The following is a 24,328-nucleotide window of genomic DNA, read 5'->3' as shown; positions in this document are numbered from 1 at the left end:
GCAGTGAGTACTTCAGCTGTGGCGGCTGCTCACCGCCCTCGACTGATGCATGGACTCAGATCTTGCCGACCAGGTCCAGCGACGGCGCCAGAGTGGCTTCGCCTTCTTTCCACTTGGCCGGGCAGACTTCGCCTGGGTGAGCGGCAACGTACTGGGCAGCCTTGACCTTGCGCAGCAGCTCGGCTGCGTCACGACCTACACCACCGTCGTTCAGTTCGACGATCTTGATCTGACCTTCCGGGTTGATCACGAAGGTGCCGCGATCAGCCAGACCGGCTTCTTCGATCAGCACGTCGAAGTTGCGCGAGATGACGTGGGTCGGGTCACCGATCAGCGGGTACTGGATCTTGCCGATGGTGTCCGAAGTGTCGTGCCAGGCTTTGTGGGTGAAGTGGGTGTCGGTGGACACGCCGTAGATCTCGACGCCCAGTTTCTGGAACTCGGCGTAGTTGTCAGCGAGGTCACCCAGTTCGGTCGGGCAGACGAAAGTGAAGTCAGCCGGGTAGAAGAACACGACGGACCATTTGCCTTTCAGGTCGGCTTCGCTTACCTGAACGAACTCGCCTTTGTGGTAGGCAGTGGCGTTGAACGGTTTGACCTGGCTGTTGATGATGGGCATGAGAAACGCTCCTTCGAGGGTTAGTTAACTTGGGGTGGGTAACTTTCGATGGAGTAATCCTATCCAATGACCTCGACAATGGCTCATTGGTAAACCTCATGTTGGTGATTGGTTTTGGCTATAAGCTGCGCGACCGATAGATTTTTTCATTCCTATGCCTCGTCTGCCGGTCCTGAAGTGCAGGTCGAGGCTGCGCCCTCTGCGTAATCCAGCCAGCAGCTCGCATCTGCTTGCTCACCCCAGGAGACCCTTACCCGTCCTCGCGCGTCATGCGAGCGAAAATGCAGGCGGCTGCCCTGCCCCACCATCCCCACCTCGTCACCTTGCACATCGAATACCTGGGCACCGAACGGCAAGGCATGCCCGTGCTCGTTGCGAGCCTCCAGCATCAGCAAGCGACCGCTGCGCGTCGGATAGTGCAGCAGTGTCACCGCACCGGCTCGGGGCACCACCGACTGACCGCTGATCTGCAACTCCACATCCTGTGACATGCCCTTGGGGTCCAGGTCGACGGTATTCACGCTGTAGGGGCTCAACGAGGGGACCACCGCAAAGCCCTGGGCATTCAGCCGCACACTCGGATGCTGTTGAATACGCGCCGCTTCAGCGAAGGGGGCATGGACGATAGCGAAACTTTCGCCCAACGGTTGCGCCAACAGTACACCTCCCGGATGGGCGACCACCGAGCCGCGCGCGCCGAGTGCCAGCTGACGGGATCCCTGGCGCTGGGCCACGACCCCGCTCAGCTCTCCCGTCGGGCTGCGATGCACCAGGTTGGCGTCGAGCCCTGCGCCGCCTTGCCTTCCCTCCTGGTACACACTGGACAGGCCATACCCCCATTGTCCATCCTCGCCGGCAGTCGCGCTCCAGCGCACATTCGTCCTGGCCCCGCCTTCGGAGTCGCGGCTCATGCTGGAACTCAGCGATCCACGACGTTGCAGACCCAACGGCAAGCTGGCCGTCAGTGTCAAAGCGCTCACGGCCTGTCCGTTGCCTCGATACTCGCGCCCAAGCGTCATGCCGTAGGAGAGCGAGCGCAGATTGTTGTAATACCCCACGTTGTACTCACGATTGCCCACCCCAGATCCCCACTGCTTACCCGCGCTGGCCCTCAGGCTCAGACGACCGCTCCCGGGCAGGCGCTGCTGAAGTGTCAGCGCTGCCCGCCAGTGCTGAGGCGAACGCTGATTTGTACGCTGCGTTTGCTGGCTGGTGCGGGCGAACTCGTCAAAGCTGTAGTAGCCAGCGTTATTGCGGTGGGTAAGGCTGGCGCTCAGGTCGGTGGCCGTTGCCTCCACCCGCTGGCGCCAACTGAAGCGCAGCGCCTGCCCCTGCGCGGAGCGACCCTGGCCTAGCGATGCCTGCGCGTGGTATGCGGTCAATCCAAAAGCACCAAAGCGGCTGTTGATCGCCCCCCCCATGGCGCTGGCCAGATAGTCCTCTGCCAGCCAGGCGCCTCCATGTACGCTGAAGGTGTTGTCCACCCCTTGCTGCCAACTGCCTTGCACATGCCCTGGGCCAGGACGCCCAAGGTCGTCGCGCCACACCCCCGCACTAAGGTCGAAACGGCTTGCCCCTTCTCGCAGGGCCAGTGGCGCAGCCTGATAGGGCAACGTGAAGCGTCGTACGCTGCCGTCAGCCTCCTCCAGGGTGACCTCCAGATCGTCGTTGAGGCCACTGGCATAAAGGTCGTCGATCTCGAATGGCCCCGGCGGCACCGTCGACTCATGCAGCAGCATCCCTCGCTGGCGGATGCTCAACAGCGCCGTAGTATTGGCCACGCCCCTCACTACCGGCGCAAACCCCCGCTGTGCGCGGGGCAACATGCGCTCGTCAGTGGATAATCGCAGTCCGCGAAAGGCGCTGCTGTCAAATACATCCCCAGCAGCGTAGCCATCGCCGAGAGTAAGCTGGGCCGACCACAAGGGAACATCGCGCCGTACCGACGTCGCACCCGGCTGGTACCGGGCTGCGCGCTTGTCGCTCATCTGCGCATTGCCTTCGTGGCGCCAATACCAATCCCCGGTATTGAATCCGGCACGCAGGCCGAGATAGCCCTGCTGGCTACGACTGCCTGCCTGCAGGTCGTGCTGCTCATGGACATTCAGGCGGTAGTCGACAAACCCTGCTGTGACACCTGCATCCCAGGTATGGAATGGCAAATTGTCCTGGGGTTGGCGACGCAGCAAAGACCGGTCAATTTCAAGGCGCAGTTGCAAGGCCCCAAAATCCAGGTCCTCGCTGGCAGCCACCAGCAGTTGAGGCAACATCATGCAGCTGTCGGGGATGATCAGTTGCTTGCGCGGCTGAGCCGCCAGCCTCGCTAGATCAAGCCCCAACTCTTCGAGCAGGATTCGGTCATAACAGGGCGCCGCCTGACCGGATGCATCCCGATTGCGCAGAAACACGGTACGCCGCCCTATCCACTGCTGGTTGAGGATGATATCCAGGGCAAAGTCGCCCTGGGGAACCGAATCGCTGGCCTGGAAACGCTCGAGATTGATCGTGCTGCCCTGGCGCAACAGGCCGGGATCGAACTCCACACCAGGTACAAGCCCGACATACCCTCCCGTCATACCGAGAATGGCCCACCACCGGCGAAAACTCATGGGTTTAACGGCCTTGAGGGAACTGCAGGATTGCAACAGCTTCTCGAGAGGCGCCGTAGTCATCCAGGTACTGATAGCGGACCTGAGAAACCGCATCGGGACGAGACGGCGCGGAGCTCAACGCGAAACGGGCGCTGCTGAGGGGAGCAACATGGCCTACCGATGCTGGCAACGCCGAACCCGGATGGACAGCCTCGAGCTTGGCGAGATTGACGTGATAGGGTGTGGGATTGTCCGCATGCAGTACCCAGCCCTGGGATTCCCTGACCAGGCGCCAGGTAAGCCGAGCATGTGCATCGGCAGGTTTTGCGGCCAATCCCTGCGGCCGATAGAACAGTTTGATACGAGTCCTGAGAGAAATCTGCAGGCTGTTATCGCCACCACCTTTCGGCGGGACATCGAGTACATTCAGCCAGTACAGGCTCTCTCGATCCGTTGGCATGGCACGACTATCGTGAAACACCCTCAGGCTCTGGCGCTTGCCCGGGTCCAGGCGCAATAACCCAGGTGTCACGCTGAATGGTCCCTGTAACTCATCCTCAGCCTCTTCCGGCCCTCCTTCGTCGACCCAGACCTGCACCAGCGACGGATACCGTCCCTCGTTGCTCAACCTGACAGTGACCTCGGAGCTCTCGGCGGGATAGACGACCCGCGTGGTCGCAATCACCACACTGGCATTGGCCTGCGTGCACGACAAAAACGCGGCCAGCAACGATCCCCACCCCATGGTGCTGAGTGATAGCTTCATGATGTTCCACTCGAAAAATTGGGAGTGGAGCAGCCCCGGACAGGGCTGCTCCATAGGACTCAGAGATAATCCAGCGAGTAGCGGATTCTGGAACTGACCAGGCCTGGGGTAGTGCGGCCTGTCGAGTAGTACTGGGCGTAGTAGCGCAGCGTCGCGTTACCGTCCACGAGGGTGACTTGCTGGGAGTTCTGCGAGCCTTTGGCTGCAGCGAGATTCATGACGCTCTTGGCACTGTTGAGCAATTGCAGCTCGACGTTTTCACTGCCGCCGGCATCGACGATCAGACGCCCTTGATCACTGACGCTCGCACCTGGCTCGAAGTAAGTTGAAACCTGGCCGACATGGGTACAACCCGTCAGTTGCAATACGAAGGAGGTTTCCCCTTCCACATCGCCTGGACGCACGAGTTTCGCGGCGTTGACATCCGGCAGGGTCACCGGAAGATTGCCGTCCCCCCCATTGATGATGCACGTCGGCGCCAGAACCCGCCCCTGAAAGCTGATTTCGCCATGGTCTGCCTGGGCCCCCCCAGCGATCAGCGACAACCCGCAGAGCGCAAAAACACTTTTGTAGAACCTGTCCATATCATCCTTCCTCAAGCGAGACGATCAGGCACATGCCGAACCGGCGCCGTAGAGCGGCGCGGCAACAGTATCTGCATCAGGCTTGGGAGGCTCTGTCGGTGATTGGTTGATCAGCGGCTGGCGACAACCATGACAGCGGTAGGATTCTCTACCATGCGATTGTGGGAACAATCCCCAGACCTCATGCTTCGAGGCCCGGAGAATGCTGCGAACTACTAACGAGTTACAGTCCGCATCGTGACGAATTCCTCAGCGGCGGTCGGATGTACGCCGATAGTCTCGTCAAACTGCTGCTTTGTGGCGCCTGCCTTGAGTGCGATACCCAGCCCCTGGATGATCTCGCCTGCATCCGGCCCCACCATATGGCAACCCAGGACCTTGTCGGTCTCGGCATCGACCACCAGCTTCATCAGGGTCTTTTCCTGCAGGTCGGTGAGGGTCAACTTCATGGCGCGGAAGCGGCTCTCGAAGATCTGGATCTTGTGGCCGGCAGCCAGTGCCTGCTCTTCGGTCAGGCCGACGGTGCCAATCGGCGGCTGGCTGAACACCGCCGTGGGGATGTTCTGATAGTCCACCGAACGGTACTGCTCAGGCTTGAACAGGTGACGGGCCACCGCCATGCCTTCTGCCAGAGCGACCGGTGTGAGCTGGACACGACCGATTACATCGCCCAAGGCGAACACCGAAGGCTCGGTGGTACGGTACAGGTCGTCGACCCGGATGTAACCGCGCTCGTCGAGCTCAACGCCGGTGTTCTCCAACCCCAGATTGTCGAGCATCGGACGACGACCGGTGGCGTAGAACACACAGTCGGCGATCAACTCCCGACCATCCTTGAGCGTCGCCTTGAGGCTGCCATCGGCCTGTTGGTCAATACGCTGGATATCAGCGTTGAACTGCAGGTCCAGACCGCGCTTTTCCAGTTCCTCCTTCAGGTGGGTACGTACCGAACCATCGAAGCCGCGCAGGAACAGGTCGCCGCGATACAGCAAGGTGGTATCGGCGCCCAGACCCTGGAAGATGCCGGCGAATTCGACGGCAATGTAGCCACCACCGACCACCAGCACCCGGCGTGGCAGCTCCTTGAGGTAGAACGCCTCGTTCGAGGTGATCGCCAGTTCCTTGCCAGGGATGTCAGGCACCTGTGGCCAGCCGCCCGTGGCGATGAGGATGTTCGCCGCGCTGTAGCGCTGACCTTCTACCTCAACCTCATGGGCACCGGTCATGCGCGCATGACCTTGCAGCAAGGTGACGCCGCTGTTGACCAGCAGGTTGCGGTAGATGCCGTTGAGACGCTCGATCTCACGGTTCTTGTTGGCGATCAGGGTGCCCCAGTCGAAGTGACCTTCTTCGAGGGTCCAGCCGTAGCCGGCCGCCTGCTCCAGCTCATCGGCGACGTGTGCACCGTACACCAGCAACTTCTTCGGCACACAGCCGACGTTGACGCAGGTGCCGCCCAGATAACGACTCTCGGCCACCGCCACCTTCGCCCCGAACCCCGCGGCAAAGCGCGCCGCGCGTACACCGCCGGAACCGGCACCAATCACGAACAGATCAAAATCGTAGGCCACTTTCCAGACTCCACAAAAAAAGCCACCCGAGGGTGGCTCTTTTCGTGACGCGCTGCAAGCGTCAGACAGCAAGAAAAGTGACGCTGCAGCGCTGGCTCGGACTCAGTAGGCCTTGCCGGTCTTGTAGTAGTTCTCGAAGCAGAAGTTGGTGGCGTCGATATAGCCTTCGGCGCCGCCGCAGTCGAAACGCTTGCCCTTGAACTTGTAGGCAATGACACAACCGTTCTGTGCCTGCTGCATCAGGGCGTCGGTGATCTGGATCTCCCCGCCTTTGCCCGGCTCGGTGTTGGCGATGATATCGAAGATGTCCGGGGTCAGGATGTAGCGGCCAATGATCGCCAGGTTCGACGGCGCATCTTCAGGCTTGGGCTTCTCGACCATGTTGGTCACGCGGAAGATGTCGTCGCGGATCATGTCGCCAGCAATCACGCCGTACTTGTTGGTTTCCTGCGGATCGACTTCCTGGATGGCAACGATCGAGCAGCGGAACTGATTGAACAGCTTGACCATCTGGGTCAGTACACCGTCACCTTCAGGGTTGACGCACAGGTCGTCCGCCAGCACCACGGCGAACGGCTCGTCACCGATCAGGGGGCGACCGGTGAGGATGGCGTGGCCCAGGCCTTTCATTTCAGTCTGGCGGGTGTAGGAGAACGAGCACTCGTCGAGCAGGCGGCGGATACCGACCAGGTATTTTTCCTTGTCGGTGCCCTTGATCTGATTTTCCAGCTCATAGCTGATGTCGAAATGGTCTTCCAACGCGCGCTTGCCGCGCCCGGTGACAATGGAGATCTCGTTCAGACCGGCGTCCAAGGCCTCTTCAACGCCATACTGGATCAGTGGCTTGTTCACCACCGGCAGCATTTCCTTGGGCATGGCTTTGGTAGCGGGCAGGAAGCGGGTGCCGTAACCGGCTGCCGGGAACAAGCATTTTTTGATCATATACATCCTTAAACAAGGGCTGGGCCTGTGGTATTCGGCGCAGTCTAATCAGGCGGCAGTCACCTTACAATGCCCCACCTGCGGCCGACCGATGCCATGATAGAGATACCCCAGTGTAGATAGTTCCGATGGATCGTAAATATTACGCCCGTCGAACAGCACCGGCTTACGCATCAGGCTCCTGATCCGACGAAAATCCGGCTGGCGGAACTGCTTCCATTCGGTCACCAGTACCAGTGCATCCGCGCCCTCCACACAGGCATAGGGATCATCCCCCAACTGCAATTGACCACTGGCCATCGCCTGCGGATAAGCCGCCGCGGCCCCCTCCAGCGCCGCCGGGTCACAGGCCCGCACCCGTGCCCCTGCCGCCAGCAGGGCGTCGAGCAGCACCAGGCTGGGCGCCTCTCGCAGGTCGTCGGTGCCAGGCTTGAACGCCAGGCCCCACAACGCCACATTGCACCCGCGCATGCTACCCCCGAAATGCTCCTGCAGTGCCTGGAACAACACGGTCTTCTGCTGCGCGTTGCGCGCCTGGACCGCGCGCAGGATCGACGTCTGATAGCCATGCTGCTCGGCTGTGTGGATCAGCGCACGCACGTCCTTTGGAAAGCATGAGCCGCCATAGCCGCAGCCCGCGTAGATGAAATCGCTGCCGATGCGCCGGTCGCTGCCGATCCCGCGACGCACCTGTTCGATATCCACGTCCAGCTCGGCGCACAGGCCGGCCAGTTCGTTGACGAAGGAAATCTTGGTGGCAAGGAAGGCATTGGCGGCATACTTGCTGAATTCGGCGGCGCGCGGGCTCATGACCAGCACGCGCTCCCGGTTACGTACAAAGGGCGCATACAGGCGCTGCAAGCATTGAGTGGCGGCGTCACTGTCGGTGCCGATGATGATCCGCTGAGGGCGCATGAAGTCCTCGACGGCGCTGCCCTCCTTGAGAAACTCCGGATTGCTCGCCACCGACACCGTGAAACTGGCCCCGCGTGCGCGCAAGCCGCTGTTGACCTGGCGGGCAACCCGCTCGGCCGTGCCCACCGGCACGGTCGACTTGTTCACCACCAGGCATGGGCGCAGCAAGTGCCGCCCGAGACTGTCGGCCACCGCCAGCACATGCTGCAGGTCCGCCGAGCCGTCTTCATGGCTGGGCGTGCCCACGGCGATGAACGCCACATCGACCCGCGCCAACGCATGATCCCAGTGCTCGGTGAAACTCAACAGGCCACTGTGCAGCCCCTCCTGCACGAGCGCAGCAAGCCCGGGCTCGTAGATCGGACACTGTCCCTGACGCAACTGGGCCAGGCGCGCGCGGTCATGCTCCAGACAGACCACGCGATTGCCCATTTGCGCGAAACAGGCCGCCGTGACCAGCCCCACATACCCCGCCCCGATCACACAGAGTTCCATGGCCGCACTCCTTCAGGAAGATACGACATTGCAACCTGCAGGCGATTGCAGGGCCGTGACAGCGACGCGGCGGGAATATGACAGGTGCCCGGTATTCAGCCGCCCGTGCCCTGCCCGATCAATACACCCTCGACCTTTTGCCCATACAGGTTGACGCCATCGTTGGCATGGAACTTCACCCGCGTCTTCTCGATGGAGCCCTCTACCAGGCGCGGATCCTGCGGGCGTTCGTGACGGTTGATCCAGGCCGCGACATCCCACGCCTGCTGGTCACTCAGGCTGCCTGGCTTGCCCAGTGGCATGTTGTGCTTGATGAAGGACGCGGCGGTGTTGATCCGGTGCATCCCGGCCCCCCAGTTATAGGCATCGCGCCCCCACAACGGCGGCATGACGTACTCACCTGCAACTTTCTGCCCCTCGCCCTTGCCGCCGTGACAGATCGCGCATTGCTCGCTGTACACCTGCTCGCCACGCTTGAAGTCGTAGCCGTCCTTGGGTTGCGGCACCTCAGGATAGCCGCGACCGGGCGTCTCCACGCCTGTGCGAGTACCGGTCGCCAGCCAGTAGGCATAGACGCTGAGCGCGGTCATCTGCGGGCTGTCGGCCGCCGGGGGCTTGCCGTTCATGCTGAACTGGAAACAGCCCTGGATACGTTCGGCGTACGTGTTGACCTTGTCGTTTTTCTTGCGATAGGCGGGATACATCGGGTAGGCGCCCCACAGCGGCGCTGAGTGGGCCATGCGGCCTTGGTCGAGATGGCAGTTGCTACAGTTCATGCCATTGCCGACAGCCTCAGGCATCAAGCGGCGAGTATCGACGAACAGCGCATGCCCCTGGCGGACCATCTGGCCGAACGCGTTGTCCGGCAACTCGCTTTCTGCAGGAGGCACGAATACCGGAGTGGCCTGGCTGCCGGGCACCTTGAGCTGCGACTGGTCTTGCATGGCGATCTGCGCCGCCTGGGCGACGCCTGCGCCGAGCCACAATGCTGCGATCAGGATTTTTTTCATGGTGCGACCTCCTGGCGGGCGGCGTGGGCGAAGTAGTCGGCGATTGCCGTCACCTCGGCATCGGTCATGGCCTTGGCCACACCGACCATCAGTTGGTTAGGGTCGTTACGCCTGCTACCGTCGCGCCAGGCATTGAGCTGCGCAACCAGGTAAGCCGCCGGTTGTCCGGCCAGTGGCGGAAAGTGCTCGCCAACCCCCGCACCACCTGGGCCATGGCACTGCACACAACCGGGAATCTGCCGGCTCCAGTCGCCGTACAAGGCCAGGCGTTCGGTCGGATCGCTGGCCATTTGCTGACGGCGCGAACCCGTAACCGGGTCGGAAGGCTGCTCGGCCAGCCAAGCGCTGACCGAGCGGATCTCCTCGTCGCTCAGCGCCTTGGCAAGCGGCTCCATGACCGGCTGCTTGCGGCTACCCGAGCGAAAGTCCTCGAGTTGCTTGCTCAGGTATCCGGCAGACAAGCCGGACAGGCGGGGAAAACCAGCGGCGGCGATACCTTTGCCGTCCGGGCCATGGCAACCGAGACAGGCCATGGCGGCGGGATTCTGCCCGCCCTGGGTGAAGATTTTCTGGCCATCGACGGCATGCGCCGCGGGCCAGGCCAGGATCAGCAGACCGCCGATCATGACGCGACTCATCGGGTTCATCAGGGACACTCCATTTCCTTGTTATAAGCTTAGTCTTAAAAGACATAAGGAAATGGATACTAGTCCGGATAACTAAAGCGGAACAATGTCCCTACAAGTCATAAGGTATTGATCGGGCGTCTAACGACGTATTGCTTGCGCTGGATCAAGAACCGGAGATGCACTGGGTCGCTGCGGAGCGCACATCACCCAGACGCAGAGGGAAGTTGTTCAAGCGTTCATGCAGCTTGATGGCACTGCCACTGCCACGCTTGTCGACATCGACAAGCGCTGCCGGGCCGACACCGGCACTGAGCTTCTGCGGCACGATCAGGCGCAGGCCATCGCCACGCGCCTCTTCCACCAGCGGATCACGGCTATCGCCCAGCTTCTGCTTGACACAATCGGCATACTCACGCGGCGTCTTGCCGGAGATCACATCCAGCGTCTCTCGCGACTGCTCCAGCTCCGAGACACTGACGCAACCACCCAGTACCAGCGTCGCCGCCGCCATCACCCACTTCATCCGTTGCACCTCTGCCAATCAAAGAAATCGTTCGACAACGTCCGGGCGGTTTTGCTCCCTGCTTTGGCAGATTTCTCCCTGGCCCGGCCGTGCAGCCCGCCAGTGTACCCTGACATCGTGGTATCTTGGGCATTTGCAGAATCCCAACCTCGCGGAGCCCCACATGAAATTCGTCCACCAGCGCGAGCACCTCAACGAGGATGACATCGTCGTTATCGAGTGCTCCCAGCGCTGCAACATCCGCCTGATGAACGACGCCAACTTCCGCAGCTTCAAGAACGGCGGTCGCCACACTTACCACGGCGGCCTGTTCGAACGCTTCCCGGCGAAAATCACCGTCCCCAGCACCGGTTTCTGGAACATCACGCTCGATACCGTGACCGCCCGCCCGATCTCGGTGACGCGCAAGCCGACCTTCACCCACAAGATCAAGATCATCCGTCGCTCGTCGTCGAAACTCGGATAAGCCCTGCCATGACCCAGAACCTCAAATACGTGATCAAGTACAAGCTCGACGGCCAGCGCCGCTGGGACTTTGCCGTGATGCCCGATGCCTCTCAGGAACAAGCCCTGGAAGCGTTGCGCAAGATCCACGGCGAAGACGCCGAGAAAATCAGCGACATTCAAGTCAGCAAGGCGTTGTAATCCAACAGCCATAGCGCTCAGGGCGTGCCCGCCGCCGCCCTGGGTGCCTGCACCGCCGATACAGGCCTGGCGTCCCGATAGCACCCTGCCATGATTTCACCTCTTCCCCGCGAACGGTTTATCGCTATATATTTCGCAATATAACGATAACCTCCGAGGAGCCCGTTTCATGCGTATTCGCCTGCCCCACCTGGCCGTCAGCGCCCTGGCCAGCCTGATTTCCCTCAATAGCGCCTGGGCCGATGAAGTTCAGGTGGCCGTGGCAGCCAACTTTACCGCGCCGATCCAGGCGATCGCCAAGGACTTCGAGAAAGACACCGGACACAAGCTGGTCGCAGCCTTTGGCGCCACCGGACAGTTCTACGCGCAGATCAAGAACGGCGCGCCGTTCGAAGTGTTCCTCGCCGCCGACGACAGCACCCCTGCCAAACTTGAGCAGGAAAAGGAAATCGTCGAAGGCTCGCGCTTCACCTACGCCATCGGCACCCTCGCCCTGTGGTCCGCCAAGCCCGGTTATGTCGACGACAAGGGTGAGGTGTTGAAGAAGAACGACTTCCAGCACCTGTCCATCGCCAACCCCAAGGCCGCGCCCTACGGCCTGGCCGCGACCCAGGTGCTGGACAAACTCAAGCTGACCGAAGCCACCAAGGGCAAGATCGTGGAAGGGCAGAACATCACTCAGGCCTTCCAGTTCGTCTCCACCGGCAACGCCGAACTGGGCTTCGTCGCCCTGTCGCAGATCTACAAGGATGGCAAGGTCGAAAACGGTTCGGCGTGGATCGTCCCGTCCAGCCTGCACGACCCGATTCGCCAGGACGCGGTGATTCTCAACAAAGGCAAGGATAATCCGGCGGCCAAGGCCTTGGTCGAGTACCTCAAGGGTCCGAAAGCCGCTGCGGTGATCAAGTCCTACGGCTATGAAATCTGATGCCACTCGACGCCAGTGACCTGGGGGCGATCTGGCTGACCGTCAAACTGGCCAGCCTGACCACACTGATCCTGCTGGTGGTGGGCACGCCCATCGCCTGGTGGCTGGCACGCACCCGCTCATGGCTGCGCGGGCCCGTCGGGGCAGTCGTCGCACTGCCCCTGGTGCTGCCACCGACCGTGATCGGTTTCTACCTGCTGATCGCGCTCGGCCCCCACGGCTGGCTTGGTCAGGCCACCCAGGCGCTTGGGCTAGGCACCGTGGTGTTCAGCTTTACCGGGCTGGTGATCGGCTCGGTGGTGTACTCCATGCCGTTCGTGGTCCAGCCCCTGCAGAACGCCTTCAGCGCCATCGGCCAGCGCCCGCTGGAAGTGGCCGCAACGCTGCGGGCCAGTCCTTGGGACACCTTCATCCACGTGGTGCTGCCGCTGGCCAGGCCGGGCTTCATCACTGCCAGCATCCTCGGCTTTGCCCATACCGTCGGCGAGTTCGGTGTGGTACTGATGATCGGTGGCAACATCCCCGACAAGACCCGCGTGGTTTCGGTGCAGATCTTCGATCACGTCGAAGCCATGGCCTATTCGCAAGCGCACTGGCTGGCCGGTGCGATGCTGGTGTTCTCCTTCCTGGTGCTGCTGATGCTCTATGCCGGCCGCCGTGGCAAGGCTGGCTGGAGCTGAGATGAGTTCACGCATGCACGCACGCCTGAAACTGGCGCGCGACGACTTCACCCTGGATGTCGACCTCGACCTGCCGGGCCGCGGGATCAGCGCCCTGTTCGGCCATTCGGGCTCAGGCAAGACTTCCTGCCTGCGCTGCCTGGCCGGCCTGGAACGCGCCAGCGAAGCCTACATCGAGATCAACGGCGAGGTGTGGGAAGACAGTCGCCACGGCACTTTCCTCGCCCCGCATCGACGCCCGGTGGGCTATGTGTTCCAGGAGGCCAGCCTGTTTGCGCACCTCTCGGTGCGCGGCAATCTAGAATTTGGCTGGCGGCGGGTCTCGGCCAGCGAACGCAAGGTCGGACTGGACCAAGCCTGCCAGTTGCTGGGGATCGGGCACTTGCTCGAACGCAAGCCCATCACCCTCTCCGGCGGCGAAGCGCAGCGTGTCGGCATCGCTCGCGCCCTGCTCAGCAGCGCCCGGCTGCTGCTGATGGATGAGCCCCTGGCCGCCCTGGACGGCCCGCGCAAGCGCGAGATCCTGCCCTACCTCGAACGCTTGCACGACGAGCTCGACATCCCTGTGGTGTATGTCAGCCACTCCCAGGACGAGGTCGCACGCCTGGCCGATCATCTGGTACTGCTGGAGCAGGGCAAGGTCATGGCCAGCGGCCCGATCGGCCAGACGCTCGCGCGCCTCGATCTCTCGCTGGCGCAGAGCGAGGAAGCGGGTGTGGTGCTCGAAGGTGTGGTGATCGGCCACCAACCCGACTATGGACTGTTCGACCTGCGCTTGCCGGGCAGCGACGGTGCGCTGCTACGCATCGCCCATCCCGACCTGCATGTCGGCAGCACCCTGCGCCTCAAGGTCCAGGCCCGAGATGTCAGCCTGACCCTCGCCCACGACGGCACCTCGAGCATCCTCAACCGTTTGCCGGTGACCGTACGTGAATGTCGCCCGGCCGACAACCCGGCGCACGTGCTGGTCAGCCTCGACGCTGCCGGCAGCGCCTTGCTCGCGCGCATCACCCGGTACTCGGCAGACCAGCTCGGGCTGCAGCCGGGCCAGATGCTGTGGGCGCAGATCAAGTCGGTGGCGCTGTTGGCCTGAGCAACTCAGGCACTGTCGTTGTCCACAGATGACAACTGGTCGATGGACTGCGCCATGCCCGAGATCACCCTGCCCCGCACCCTGCACTATGTCGACGACACCCAGCCCGGCCTGAGCCGACGCCTTTGGCGTGGGCGCTTCATCTACCTCAGCCCTGATGGCGAGCGCGTGCGCGACACGGAGACGCTGGCGCGTATCGCGGCGCTGGTCATCCCGCCCGCCTATACCGATGTGTGGATCTGCCTCGACCCACAAGGCCACCTGCAAGCCACCGGTCGCGATGCCCGTGGGCGCAAGCAGTACCGCTACCACAGCGAGTGGCGCACGCTACGCGACGAGCACAAGTACGGGCGCATGCTGGCCTTCGCGCAAGCGTTGCCAGGGCTGCGCCAGCACCTGGACCAGCACCTGGCACGCCCCGGGATGGACCGGGAAAAGGTCATGGCACTGGTGGTCAGCCTGCTCGACAACACGCTGATCCGCATCGGCAACCGTCAATACCTGCGCGACAACCAGTCCTACGGACTGACCACCCTGCGCAACCGACATGTCGAAGTCAGGGGCAGCACCATTCGCTTCCAGTTTCGCGGCAAGCGCGGCGTCGAGCACAGCATCACCGTGCGCGACCGGCGCCTGGCGCAATTGCTCAAGCGCTGCATGGAGCTGCCTGGCCAGGAACTCTTCCAGTACCTGGACGAGGACGGCCAGCGCCATCGCATCGGCTCCAGTGACATCAACCTGTTCCTCCAACAACTGACCGGTGCCGACTTCACCGCCAAGGACTACCGCACCTGGGGCGGCAGCGCACTGGCCCTGAGCCTGCTGCGTCCGCTGGCCTGGCAGCCTGAGGCCGAGGCCAAGCGCCAGGTCGCGGCCATCGTCCGCGAGGTTGCAACGCGCCTGGGCAACACGCCGGCGGTGTGCCGACGCTGCTACATCCATCCAGCGCTGCTCGAGCACTTCCACCTGGGCCGCCTTGCCGAACTTCCGCGAGTGCGGGCACGCAAAGGCCTGGAGCAGGAAGAGGTGGCCCTGTTGCGTTTTCTGCAGGCACTCGAAGCGCTGTGAAGTTTCATTGACCAGAGCTATTTACAACATAAAGCAGAGAAATTTCCCATATTCGCTCCGGCCCCCTATCCTTGCCACCGAGCACCTTCGCCGATTGATCTGACCCGGTTGATGTCGGCACCTGCAACTGAAGACCGCCAACAGATTTTGTTCGCTCAGGAATTAATATCTTCCGAAAGCGTCTTTAATGAGAAGGAAGAGGGACAGGCTCCCACCGCTGCGGCACATAGCCCCACGGATTTCTACATCACCAAGGAGAACTACATGCTGATACTCACCCGCAAGGTTGGCGAAAGCATCGTCATCAACGATGACATCAAAGTCACCATTCTGGGCGTCAAGGGGATGCAAGTGAGGATCGGCATCGATGCGCCCAAGGATGTCCAGGTCCATCGTGAAGAGATTTTCAAGCGCATCCAGGCCGGCAACCCCGCTCCGGAGAAAGCCGACGACCAATACTGACCACCCTTCGCCTCAAGCCGCACGGACGCGCTTGATCGCACGGCACGTCCCCGCGGGATTCCGCCTGCGGCTCAGGGACTCAACAGTTCGCGGACCTTGGCGATCATGCGGTCCATGTCGAACGGTTTGTCGAACACCGCGCTGAACAGTTCCGTTAGCCTGTGCCCCTCGTAGGCCTGCGCGCCGCTCATGAGAATGACCGGCAGATCGGGCAGCTGCAGCTCATTGCGGATCGCCCTGGCCAGCTCCTCGCCATTGAGCACCGGCATCATGTAGTCGGTGATCACTAGGTCAACCCGCTTCTCTCTCAGGGCCTCCAGCGCCTTGCGCCCATTGCTGGCCTTTTCTACCAGAAAACCCTCATCCTCCAGGGCGAATCCGAGGATGTCGGCGATCAGGTATTCATCATCGACGATCAGGATGCTGTTCATTGCCAGGTACCGTCAGCGGTCCCCCTGGGGTACGGCCGTGCCCGACAGCACACCGCTGGCCCCCGCGAATGCGTTGCGCAGGGTAATGCCATCGGCGCCGATAGCCAGCTCGTGGAGTGCCGGATCATAGTGGCTGTCACGGACCTTGAGAATCGACAACACACGCCGCAGCTGCGACTCCAGTTCGACGAAACGCATCAGGAACAGGTTGTCGACGATGCTCGACAGGTCCGGTGCCGGTGACGTGATTTCCGAGCCGAACAGGTCGCGCATCTCCCAGGTCAGCATCACACTGACACCCCGTGCGCGCAGCTCGCCGGTCAGGGCTCGGAAGAAACCGTTGAGCCGCGCCTGATCGAAAGCGAGTCGAGCGAAGGCGCCCAGGCTGTCAATCACCACACGCCTCGCCCCCAACGCCTGTACCTGCGCGAGCAAGCGTGCGCCAACCTGATCGAGCAAGCCCTCGGTGGTCGGTTGCCAGCTGAGCTGCAAGGCCCCCTGGCGTTCCATTTCGGCAAAGTCGTAGCCCAGCGAGGCAGCCTTCAACCTCAGGCGAGCAGGCGGCTCGTAGAAACCAAAATGCAGCGCCGGCGCCTCAGGCGTGGCCGCTGCAAGAAAGCCGAGCCCAAGGGATGACTTGCCCGCTCCCGACGGCCCCATGAGCAGGCTCACCGACCCTTCGGCCAGACCACCATCGAGCATCCCGTCCAACGCTTTTACACCCGTGGTGATACGTACCAAGGTGTCAGAACCCAGGTTGCTCGGCTGGCTGTACAACGCCTCCAGGCGTGGATAGACCTGCAGCCCCGCCTCGTTGATCAGGCATTCATGAACCCCCGACAGTGCACCGCTGCCTCGGGTTTTGCGCAACTGTATATGACGCACAGCGCGGCTGCCCTCGAGCTGTTCACCTAACTCGATGACGCCATCGACCATGGTGTGCTCCGGGCTGCCCTCATCGAGGCGAGCGCTGGTCAACAGCAACACCGTACAACCGGCAAATGCCGCGTGCCCTTGCAGTTCGGCGACAAATTTCTTGGTATCGAGACTGGTTTCGGCCCGCGCCCGAGCATTGAGCAGGCCATCGACGATCAACAAGCTGGCCTGCTGCCTGGCGATCTCCTGGCGCAACAGACGCACCACCGCTTCCAGCCCTTCGTCCTGCAACGTATCGAAGGCACTGACGAACTGAATCTGGTCGCCCACCAGCGTCTGATCGAAGAACTCCAGGGTCGAGAGGTACTTGAACAGGCGCTCATGGGACTCGCTGAGCAAAGTCGCGACCAACACACGCCCGCCGTCACGCACATGGCCGCAGGCCAACTGGTTGGCGAGGATGGTCTTGCCCGCCCCGGGCGGCCCCTGGACGATGTACGAGGATCCGGCTACCAGGCCGCCCTTGAGCAGCGCATCCAGGCCCTCGATACCGGTCGCCAGTCGCTTGAGTGTTTCTACCATGACGTACTGTCCACCTTGTGTCTCAGGGTTCGGGCACTTTCGATGAAACCGGCAGGTAAAGGCTCATGCGCGTGCCCTCACCGACCGAACTTGCTACGCAGATCGCACCATTGCTCTGCTTGGCAAAACCATAGACCTGACTTAACCCCAGCCCGGTTCCCTTACCAAAAGCCTTGGTGGTGAAAAAAGGTTCGAAGATTCGCGGCAGCACCTGCGCATCGATCCCGTGGCCGCTGTCCTGCACATCGAAACGCAGGAAGCGCCCGTGCAGCGCCTCTACCTCACCCGCCAGTTCAACGACTGTCACGTCCAGGCCGATCGTCCCCTTGCCGCTGATGGCATCACGGGCATTGAACAGCAGGTTGAGCAAGACCATCTGCAACTGCCCCGCATCCACCTCGATCGTCGGCACCTCTGGCGCCACCTGCGCGATGAGGTCGATGCCGTCAGGCAAGGCGTGCTCCACCAGGCTGCGGGTGGACGCAACCAACTCGTCAGGGGAGATGGTGCTGACGTTCAGTTGCCGGTGGCGAGCGAAGCTGAGCAACTGGCCTGTCAATTGCGAGCCACGCTGCCCAGCCTCGAGGATGTGTTCGAGCAGGCGCTCTATCCGCTGCGGATCGCCACTGGCACGCGCCAGGCGCGCCGAGCTGAGGATGATGGTCAGCAGGTTGTTGAAGTCATGGGCCAGGCCACCAGTCAGTTGCCCCAAGGCCTCGAGCTTCTGCGCCTGGAACAGCTGCGCTCGCATCGTGTCGAGCTGCAACGCCGATTCACGTCGATCCGTGATATCGCGCGTCACCTTGGCCAGGCCGATGATCTCGCCATGCTCATCGCGCACCACATCCAGCGCCGCCAGGGCCCAGAACTGCGTACCGTCCTTGCGCACTCGCCAACCTTCGTCCTGCGCCACGCCCTGCTCCAGCGCCTGGCGCAGCAGGCGTGCCGGGCGACCGTCGGCGCAATCCTGTGGCGTGAAGAACAACGAGAAATGCCGACCGATCACCTCATCGGCACAATAGCCCTTGATCCGCTCGGCCCCTGGGTTCCAGGACACGACGTGACCGGTCGGATCGAGCATGTAGATGGCGTAATCCACCACCGCCTGCACCAGCTGTTCGTAGCGATTGGCAGTCATGAGCGGCGGGGCAGGACGATCGGTCGAAACCATGCGGGCTCCACGAGCACGACAAGAGGAACTGTAGATGAGCTTAGTGCACGGCATCAGTGTCCGATATATGGCGCAATGACAGCAAGCCGGGGATTACCCTATAGTACCCCAGCCCCTCACCTGTCATGGAACCTATATGGCCATCAATTTCCGTCTGCTGGGCCTGCAGGACGACCTGCGCCACACCGCCCGGCAGATCGACCACCTGTGCCAGGCACTCGATGGCCATACCCGTTTTCTGTGCCACTCGGTGCATCAGGACGATGCCACCGCCATGGGCGAACAGGTGCAAGACCTTCGCCACAGCGCTGATGACATGCGCGAAATCGCCCAGCTGATCCGCCCCTGAACGGGCAGCGCGGTTGACTCACCTATAACGATGGGTTATAAAGCGCGCTTGATTGTATGGCCCTTCAGTATTGAAGCGTGCCGGTCCCGGTGACCCGGTCAAGTGTGCGAGTGTGGTGGAATTGGTATACACAGCAGACTTAAAATCTGTCGGCGCAAGCCTTGTGGGTTCGAGTCCCACCACTCGCACCATATTCCTCGTCAAAGGCGCCTGAACAGGCGCCTTTTTCGTTCGTGCAGCAAAGGCTTGCGCACCTGCTAGAGTGGATTCTGACACTGTCCACCGGAGCATAGACATGCGCTACACCCTCTTCGACGGTCAACGCGATGCCATCATCCTTCTGGCGCGCATCCTCTTGATGATCCTCTTCGTCCTCTCTGGCTGGAGCAAACTCACCGGCTTCGAAGGCACCGTGGGCTATCTCGGATCCCTGGGCGCCCCAGCCCCGACGGTCGCGGCGGCGGTCGCAGTGATCATGGAGTTCTTCGTAGCCATCCTCCTGATACTCGGTTTCTACACCCGACCACTGGCTTTGCTGCTCGCCCTGTTCGTGCTTGGCACGGCGCTGATTGGCCACCCGTTCTGGAACATGGTCGAACCTGCGCGCGCAGCCAACATGACCCAGTTCTTCAAGAACATGAGCATCATCGGCGGGCTGCTGCTATTGGCTGTGACAGGCGCCGGACGCTTCTCGCTGGACCGGCGCTGACTCAGTCGTCCGGGTGGTCATGCCAGGCGGGATGGTCTTGCTCGTCATCGTCGAGATCATCCTGTAGCGCCTCGTCTTCCTCGATCTCATCCTCGGCGCCCTGGGCATCGGCCTCAGGGTCGAAGTCCTCGTAGAGAAATTCGTGATCGAGCAAGTGATCGTGCTCAGGTTCGGGGAGATCGTCTTCTTCGTGCATCGCGCAGCTCCGTGTTGGGGGGCCTGTATAGGCTTATCGGAAGTCGCGGTCAATCATTGAACCCGGTTAATGCTCGCTTAACTGCGCAAGCCGTAATCTTGCGCTGCTCCCTTCAGAACGTCTTGCCCGCCGCCATGGCGGGCTTTTTTTTGCCGCTCATGGATCAGCTGAAACTTGCGCCGCTCCTCCAGGTTCGCACTAGGTGTAGGACCTGTCTTTTTTGCAAGGAGAACAGCAATGGCCGTGAACATGGAAAACCTCATCATCACCACGCCCGTGCCCAAGTCACCCAGCAATCCGGTGGCGCTGGAACTGACCGGGGCCCAGGCCCTGGCCACCCTCACCCAGGTAATCGCCCGCCTCAGCGACGGCTCGATCCGCATGAGCGCTCCGACCCGCGGCGCTTCGAGCAAGAGCACCCACCGCACCCGCTGCGAGTGGAAGGAGGCGCGCTACTGGTCCCTCACCAGCGCTACCCGCCACAGCAACCATCAGCGCATGACCCTGGAAAAGGTCAATTCGGCGCAAAAAGTGGTGATTTCGCAGATGCACGTCAAGGACGACGACAGCCCCGTGATCAAGGTGTTCTGGAACAAGGGCAAGATCACCCTGGGGTTTCGCCAGGACTTCAACCAGCTCACGCCGCTGAGTAGCAACGTACTGACCGACGTGCCGCTGAACACCCCGTTCGAGATCAGCATCGAAGTCACCAGCGCCGGTGCGGCAACGGTCAGCGCCACCTGCAACGGCCGTACGGGCAGCACTGGCGTCCTGCAGATGGCCCAGAGCTGGAACGTCCGCGCCTTCAATTTCCATGGCGGCGTGTATAACCAGGTGGACTACAGCGACTCCACCGCCGCCGAAGACGGCTCGGTGTGCGTGATCAGCCGACTGGAACTCAGCCACATCTAGAAACAGTCTGTCGACATGCCTTTCACGAAATGCTGACATTCACAGGAGCATAGTGACCTGGCTTCGATACGTTCTTGAACCCGCCCCAATGGCGGGTTTTTCTTTTTCTGCGTCGACGCACTCGCCTTCATCGGCTCCGACGGCGCCATTCGCGGAGCTCGCTTCGAACAGGCACGCCGTGAATACCGCGCCAGCGCCACACCACCCTTCATGAGCGACCGACAACTGGCGCTGGCGATCACCGCCATCTATTGATCAGCGCTCAACGCAGGGGGATGTAGATATCCGTCTGCCATTGCTCGAGCGGCGTCTGCGGATACACGCTCAGGTACTCGAAATACAGCGGATGGTCGCGCAATTCCTCACCACTGCCCGGCAACCAGTCGCGATAGACCGGATAGATCGTCTCGCCAATGACATGCGGCGAGCCGACATGACGCACCACCGCACAACGCCCGGCAGGGATGATGAGCTCTCGCACCGCTTCGTCATCAGGCACCAGCGGCTGATTGAGCTCGCCACAGATGGCAAAGCGAAAATCCTGCGCTGGTGTGGTGTCGGGGTTGCCGTATGGGATGCCGAATGTGCGGCTGCTCTCCACCGGCGACTGGCCCGTGCGCTTGCGCCAATGGATGAAGCGCCCGACGGTCTGGTCCAGCAATGCCGGTGCACCATGGTGCTCCAGCGCTACCACCTTGACCTCGACAAAGTCCACGATCCGAACTTGCATGACGATACTCCTGGAAAAATGGGGAATGGCAAATACCGCATTCCACAGCTGCCAGCTGGCGCCTGGCGAAAGGTGCTCGGCGACATGCCAAAGGCCCGGCGAAACGCACGGCTGAACGCCTCGGGGCTTTCGAAGCCTGCGTCCAACGCAGCGTCCAGTACCGAATGGCTGTCATCCCCCGCCAGTCGTTGACCAGCCCGACGCAGTCGCATCAGCTGCACGTATCGCGCGACGGGCACGCCGACGTACGCAGTGAACTGCCGATGGAAGTGAAAGGTCGAGAAGTTCGCGATCTCGCTCAGGGTGTTCACCGACAGGTCACCTTCGAGATTGGCCTGGATATGGGTGAGCACCGCTTCGAAGCGCTTGGCGTAGATCGCGTTGGGAGGTGTGCAGGACATCGGTGGCAAGGCCCAGTGGTTGCGGTGAGGCAAGGATCGTCGATGCTCGGAAAGCGTACCTAGCCGGGTTTGCTCAATGCATCCGGCGATGAGCATCCAACCACGCCGGGCATGGCTAGCAATGCGAGCAGTATTTCATGTATCCCCCCTTTGAGAGAGCACTGTGGGGGCGTCGTGTCGCCAGATGCAAAAAGCCCAGCGCGGAGCTGGGCTTCGTGGTTAACCTCAAGGGTCATGCCCTGGCTGCAATCTTCCTGGGCGCACCCTCCATCGCAATCCTCCTGGCGCGTCCCACACCCCACGCAAGAGCGCGGGTCATCGACTCTCCAGGACGTTCATCGTAGGCCTCTTCAAGAAGCCTGGCGCCTGAAGACGAGTAAACGCCGATGAAAAGCTGCGTGCCCCCTATTCGAGACAGCCTCGCCTGAACATCGATCACGGTTCCGTCATCCAGCGCCTCTACGTGATCACGGTGATGCAGGGTCGGGTCGGCCCAGCCCCAAAACACCTCTCCTCTGATAATCATGCCGGCCTCCTTCGACATACGCGTTAATGTAGGTGACGTACCCACATTAGCGCTGCCTCCGGCGACATTCATAAAATTGGCGTCAAAATCCGTCGCAGTCTGACAGGCGGCCCTGAATCTTGTACGCCAGCGAAGACCATGTACAAGAAATAGGTTTCTAGGCCACAAATAAACTCCCGAAAGTCCGACGCCGTTAGAACACAGATCATCCTGACGCCAGGTGAACGCGTCTACAGGCTGAGCCTCACGGCAGACTGCCCCTGAGCCAGGGCGAGTGGGTACAAATTGGAACTTGCTGTGGATTCAAGCATTCTCAACAGTCGTACCCACGCACCTCGGCGATAACCCATGAGCAAGCCCGTTTTCCCCCAGCCCTTTCTAGCGATTGGCTGCTCCCAATGTCGCGACCTTGCGAGCCTGGGTTTCGACATTACGATGGCCTTCCAGCCCATCATTCACGTTCCTTCAGGTAGGCCGTTTGCCTATGAGGCATTGGTTCGCGGTCCAAGCGGTGAAAGCGCTGCGCAAATCCTGGCCAAGGTGTCGCCCGACAATCTGTACCGTTTCGATCAGGCCTGTCGAGTGAAGGCCATCGAGCAAGCGGCGGCACTAGGACTGGGACGGCATGCAGACTGTAAATTGAGCATCAACTTTCTGCCCAACGCCGTCTACCGTGCCAGCACCTGTATCCGAGCTACCCTGGAAGCCACCCGGACATTCGACTTCCCTGCCAATCAGCTCATGTTCGAAGTGACCGAGGGTGAGCGGATCGACGATACCGAGCACTTGAAAGCAATCTTCAAGGAATACGGCCGACAGGGCTTCACCACTGCGATAGATGACTTCGGCTCGGGTTACTCAGGCTTGAACCTCCTCGCAGAATTTCAGCCAGACGTACTGAAGCTGGATATGGCACTCACGCGGAGAATCAGCCAGGATCCGGTTCGGCAAGCCATCGTCGCGGGTATCGTTCTGGTAGCCGAACGACTGGGCATTACGCTGATCGCCGAGGGGATTGAGACAGATGCAGAGTGCCAAGCATTGGCAGCATTGGGGATTGATTTGATGCAAGGATTTCTGTTCGCTCGACCACAGATAAATGCATTGCCATTGGTCGAACGACTTTCTTAGTTTGACCTGCTTGTAGCAGAAGGCATTCAGCGCAGACCAACCCCGAGCCTTCGAGGCTCGAGGGTTGGTAATGCCATCTAGCGGACCTGAGAGAGCGGGATGCGAGAGCTAACGGCCTTCACCTGAATGCGGCTCGGCCGAAAGCAGCAGCCTGAAAGCTGTGCGTGTCAATCATGCTCAGCCGTTCTGACTCTGCACGTACTGTTCGACCATTACCTTTCCTTCGATAACTGCTTCAAACGGGGAGGAGAATGGCCGATTCACACGCATCGTGCGCGCCGTAGCGCCTGGTCTCCCTACTTCAACCAGCATCCCGGTGGGAAAATCAAGGCTAGCCTCCCACAGCACGTAGATAGATGCCTGGTACCCAAGGTAGGTGTGCTCGTACAGGTTATGGCTTATGGACTGAAGGCTCATCATTTTCTCCAATTGTGCGCCTCAAATGCGCCTCCGATGGAGATACGACTGATGTCTTTTCAAGAGCGTTCCGTTTTCCAGCATCCTTATCTGGAAGTACGTGAAGGCCTGCGTCCAGAGGGTTTAACTTCAAGGCCGGTAGGCGCAGGCGGAAAGCTCTCGGTGATCCAGTCCAGGGCGCGCTGCCGCCCCCACGCCATGGCAGCAGTCATGGTCTGACGCAATCTCCCTCCCTCACAACCTTTTTCAACTGCCGCGATATGGCCTTCTGTTGCGGGCCCGGTGTAGCGCATGCCCTATGCATTTTGTTTCGGAACTCTTGGCTTTTCGGACCCATAAAGAAAAACCCCGCAGACGTTAATCAGCGGGGCTTTCG

The 24,328-nt window shown here is 61.3% G+C and carries 26 protein-coding genes, 1 tRNA gene and 2 pseudogenes; 13 read left to right on the top strand and 16 right to left on the bottom strand.

All coding sequences use genetic code 11. The features are described from left to right. Positions 1 to 55: 55 nt before the first annotated feature. The 10 genes from ahpC to ACNFHO_RS00415 all read right to left on the bottom strand — a co-directional run bounded on the left by ahpC (position 56) and on the right by ACNFHO_RS00415 (position 10,645). Positions 56 to 619, bottom strand: a complete 564-nt coding sequence (gene ahpC, locus ACNFHO_RS00460) for an alkyl hydroperoxide reductase subunit C (protein WP_004375926.1) — start codon at positions 617 to 619, stop codon at positions 56 to 58. 152 nt (positions 620 to 771) lie between these two features. Next, entirely contained in the window at positions 772 to 3,228 is a 2,457-nt protein-coding gene (locus tag ACNFHO_RS00455; protein WP_416764762.1) for a fimbria/pilus outer membrane usher protein, read from the bottom strand. A gap of 4 nt (positions 3,229 to 3,232) precedes the next feature. Next, positions 3,233 to 3,976: a molecular chaperone gene (locus tag ACNFHO_RS00450; protein ID WP_112898580.1), complete on the bottom strand. Its 744-nt coding sequence runs from the start codon at positions 3,974 to 3,976 to the stop codon at positions 3,233 to 3,235. Between the two features lie 59 nt (positions 3,977 to 4,035). Continuing rightward, entirely contained in the window at positions 4,036 to 4,560 is a 525-nt protein-coding gene (locus ACNFHO_RS00445; protein WP_153774851.1) for a fimbrial protein, read from the bottom strand. Positions 4,561 to 4,775: 215 nt separating this feature from the next. Beyond that, the gene (gorA, locus tag ACNFHO_RS00440) at positions 4,776 to 6,131 is read right to left on the bottom strand and encodes a glutathione-disulfide reductase (protein WP_153774852.1); all 1,356 of its coding nucleotides are present in this window, start codon (positions 6,129 to 6,131) and stop codon (positions 4,776 to 4,778) included. Positions 6,132 to 6,233: 102 nt separating this feature from the next. Beyond that, positions 6,234 to 7,073, bottom strand: coding sequence for a UTP--glucose-1-phosphate uridylyltransferase GalU (galU, locus tag ACNFHO_RS00435; RefSeq protein ID WP_063545331.1), 840 nt, complete (start codon positions 7,071 to 7,073; stop codon positions 6,234 to 6,236). A 48-nt stretch (positions 7,074 to 7,121) separates the two neighbouring features. Then, on the bottom strand, positions 7,122 to 8,483 hold the full coding sequence (locus ACNFHO_RS00430) for a UDP-glucose dehydrogenase family protein (protein WP_416764758.1): 1,362 nt from the start codon (positions 8,481 to 8,483) through the stop codon (positions 7,122 to 7,124). Positions 8,484 to 8,578: 95 nt separating this feature from the next. Further along, positions 8,579 to 9,493 carry a c-type cytochrome gene (locus tag ACNFHO_RS00425; protein WP_054892084.1) on the bottom strand — a complete coding sequence of 305 codons (915 nt, stop codon included), beginning with the start codon at positions 9,491 to 9,493 and terminating at the stop codon, positions 8,579 to 8,581. Next, positions 9,490 to 10,140: a c-type cytochrome gene (locus ACNFHO_RS00420; protein WP_063545334.1), complete on the bottom strand. Its 651-nt coding sequence runs from the start codon at positions 10,138 to 10,140 to the stop codon at positions 9,490 to 9,492. Before ACNFHO_RS00420 ends, ACNFHO_RS00425 begins: the two co-directional genes overlap by 4 nt. Before the next feature lie 145 nt (positions 10,141 to 10,285). Beyond that, on the bottom strand, positions 10,286 to 10,645 hold the full coding sequence (locus ACNFHO_RS00415; protein WP_054892086.1) for a hypothetical protein: 360 nt from the start codon (positions 10,643 to 10,645) through the stop codon (positions 10,286 to 10,288). A gap of 163 nt (positions 10,646 to 10,808) precedes the next feature. Between ACNFHO_RS00415 and ACNFHO_RS00410 the strand changes: the two genes are divergently transcribed. The 7 genes from ACNFHO_RS00410 to csrA all read left to right on the top strand — a co-directional run bounded on the left by ACNFHO_RS00410 (position 10,809) and on the right by csrA (position 15,521). Continuing rightward, positions 10,809 to 11,111, top strand: a complete 303-nt coding sequence (locus ACNFHO_RS00410; RefSeq protein ID WP_054892087.1) for a DUF1883 domain-containing protein — start codon at positions 10,809 to 10,811, stop codon at positions 11,109 to 11,111. Between the two features lie 8 nt (positions 11,112 to 11,119). Next, complete coding sequence (locus tag ACNFHO_RS00405; RefSeq protein WP_172964765.1) at positions 11,120 to 11,290, top strand: hypothetical protein; 171 nt, start codon at positions 11,120 to 11,122, stop codon at positions 11,288 to 11,290. Positions 11,291 to 11,459: 169 nt separating this feature from the next. Next, positions 11,460 to 12,218, top strand: coding sequence for a molybdate ABC transporter substrate-binding protein (gene modA, locus ACNFHO_RS00400; RefSeq protein WP_414155705.1), 759 nt, complete (start codon positions 11,460 to 11,462; stop codon positions 12,216 to 12,218). Next, positions 12,218 to 12,898 (top strand): molybdate ABC transporter permease subunit, encoded by a 681-nt coding sequence (modB, locus tag ACNFHO_RS00395; RefSeq protein WP_063545336.1) that lies wholly within the window; start codon positions 12,218 to 12,220, stop codon positions 12,896 to 12,898. The genes modA and modB overlap by 1 nt, the downstream gene beginning before the upstream one ends. A 1-nt stretch (position 12,899) precedes the next feature. Then, complete coding sequence (modC, locus tag ACNFHO_RS00390; RefSeq protein WP_416764755.1) at positions 12,900 to 13,991, top strand: molybdenum ABC transporter ATP-binding protein; 1,092 nt, start codon at positions 12,900 to 12,902, stop codon at positions 13,989 to 13,991. Positions 13,992 to 14,045: 54 nt separating this feature from the next. Beyond that, positions 14,046 to 15,059, top strand: coding sequence for a DNA topoisomerase IB (locus ACNFHO_RS00385; RefSeq protein WP_112898585.1), 1,014 nt, complete (start codon positions 14,046 to 14,048; stop codon positions 15,057 to 15,059). 264 nt (positions 15,060 to 15,323) lie between these two features. Then, positions 15,324 to 15,521 carry a carbon storage regulator CsrA gene (csrA, locus tag ACNFHO_RS00380; RefSeq protein WP_054892092.1) on the top strand — a complete coding sequence of 66 codons (198 nt, stop codon included), beginning with the start codon at positions 15,324 to 15,326 and terminating at the stop codon, positions 15,519 to 15,521. A gap of 71 nt (positions 15,522 to 15,592) precedes the next feature. On the opposite strand, the gene ACNFHO_RS00375 is transcribed toward csrA, so the two are convergent. Genes ACNFHO_RS00375 through ACNFHO_RS00365 form a run of 3 tightly spaced genes read right to left on the bottom strand, consistent with a single transcriptional unit; the run spans position 15,593 to position 18,581 of the window. Continuing rightward, positions 15,593 to 15,952, bottom strand: a complete 360-nt coding sequence (locus ACNFHO_RS00375) for a response regulator (protein ID WP_054892093.1) — start codon at positions 15,950 to 15,952, stop codon at positions 15,593 to 15,595. A 12-nt stretch (positions 15,953 to 15,964) separates the two neighbouring features. Beyond that, the gene (locus ACNFHO_RS00370) at positions 15,965 to 17,410 is read right to left on the bottom strand and encodes an ATPase domain-containing protein (RefSeq protein WP_151926203.1); all 1,446 of its coding nucleotides are present in this window, start codon (positions 17,408 to 17,410) and stop codon (positions 15,965 to 15,967) included. A 22-nt stretch (positions 17,411 to 17,432) separates the two neighbouring features. Continuing rightward, the gene (locus ACNFHO_RS00365) at positions 17,433 to 18,581 is read right to left on the bottom strand and encodes a two-component system sensor histidine kinase NtrB (RefSeq protein WP_054892095.1); all 1,149 of its coding nucleotides are present in this window, start codon (positions 18,579 to 18,581) and stop codon (positions 17,433 to 17,435) included. Between the two features lie 136 nt (positions 18,582 to 18,717). Between ACNFHO_RS00365 and ACNFHO_RS00360 the strand changes: the two genes are divergently transcribed. The 3 genes from ACNFHO_RS00360 (at position 18,718) to ACNFHO_RS00350 (ending at position 19,639) form a co-directional block, all read left to right on the top strand. Further along, positions 18,718 to 18,930 carry a hypothetical protein gene (locus ACNFHO_RS00360; protein WP_112898588.1) on the top strand — a complete coding sequence of 71 codons (213 nt, stop codon included), beginning with the start codon at positions 18,718 to 18,720 and terminating at the stop codon, positions 18,928 to 18,930. Between the two features lie 106 nt (positions 18,931 to 19,036). After that, a tRNA-Leu gene (locus ACNFHO_RS00355) sits at positions 19,037 to 19,121 on the top strand. Between the two features lie 104 nt (positions 19,122 to 19,225). After that, positions 19,226 to 19,639, top strand: a complete 414-nt coding sequence (locus ACNFHO_RS00350; protein ID WP_416764751.1) for a DoxX family protein — start codon at positions 19,226 to 19,228, stop codon at positions 19,637 to 19,639. Position 19,640: 1 nt separating this feature from the next. Here ACNFHO_RS00350 and ACNFHO_RS00345 read toward each other — a convergent pair whose 3' ends face one another. Beyond that, positions 19,641 to 19,835 carry a hypothetical protein gene (locus tag ACNFHO_RS00345; RefSeq protein WP_054892098.1) on the bottom strand — a complete coding sequence of 65 codons (195 nt, stop codon included), beginning with the start codon at positions 19,833 to 19,835 and terminating at the stop codon, positions 19,641 to 19,643. Between the two features lie 237 nt (positions 19,836 to 20,072). Here ACNFHO_RS00345 and ACNFHO_RS00340 point away from each other — a divergent pair, with 237 nt between their 5' ends. Continuing rightward, complete coding sequence (locus tag ACNFHO_RS00340; RefSeq protein ID WP_151926200.1) at positions 20,073 to 20,747, top strand: polysaccharide lyase family 7 protein; 675 nt, start codon at positions 20,073 to 20,075, stop codon at positions 20,745 to 20,747. A gap of 126 nt (positions 20,748 to 20,873) precedes the next feature. Then, a pseudogene (locus ACNFHO_RS00335) lies at positions 20,874 to 21,002 on the top strand (DUF2388 domain-containing protein); the annotation flags it as partial. A 7-nt stretch (positions 21,003 to 21,009) separates the two neighbouring features. Here ACNFHO_RS00335 and ACNFHO_RS00330 read toward each other — a convergent pair. Both ACNFHO_RS00330 and ACNFHO_RS00325 read right to left on the bottom strand, forming a co-directional pair. Next, positions 21,010 to 21,878: pseudogene (locus ACNFHO_RS00330) on the bottom strand (AraC family transcriptional regulator). Between the two features lie 232 nt (positions 21,879 to 22,110). Next, positions 22,111 to 22,404 (bottom strand): hypothetical protein, encoded by a 294-nt coding sequence (locus tag ACNFHO_RS00325; protein ID WP_054892102.1) that lies wholly within the window; start codon positions 22,402 to 22,404, stop codon positions 22,111 to 22,113. A 348-nt stretch (positions 22,405 to 22,752) separates the two neighbouring features. On the opposite strand from ACNFHO_RS00325, the gene ACNFHO_RS00320 reads away from it, so the two are divergent. Beyond that, positions 22,753 to 23,535 (top strand): EAL domain-containing protein, encoded by a 783-nt coding sequence (locus ACNFHO_RS00320; RefSeq protein ID WP_416764749.1) that lies wholly within the window; start codon positions 22,753 to 22,755, stop codon positions 23,533 to 23,535. Positions 23,536 to 24,328: the final 793 nt, after the last annotated feature.

It is taken from the genome of Pseudomonas sp. NY15374 (assembly GCF_048068255.1).
GTDB classification, from domain to species: domain Bacteria; phylum Pseudomonadota; class Gammaproteobacteria; order Pseudomonadales; family Pseudomonadaceae; genus Aquipseudomonas; species Aquipseudomonas machongensis.
The sequence above is the reverse complement of the archived record's forward strand: the minus strand, read 5'-3'. Positions and strand labels throughout refer to the sequence as shown.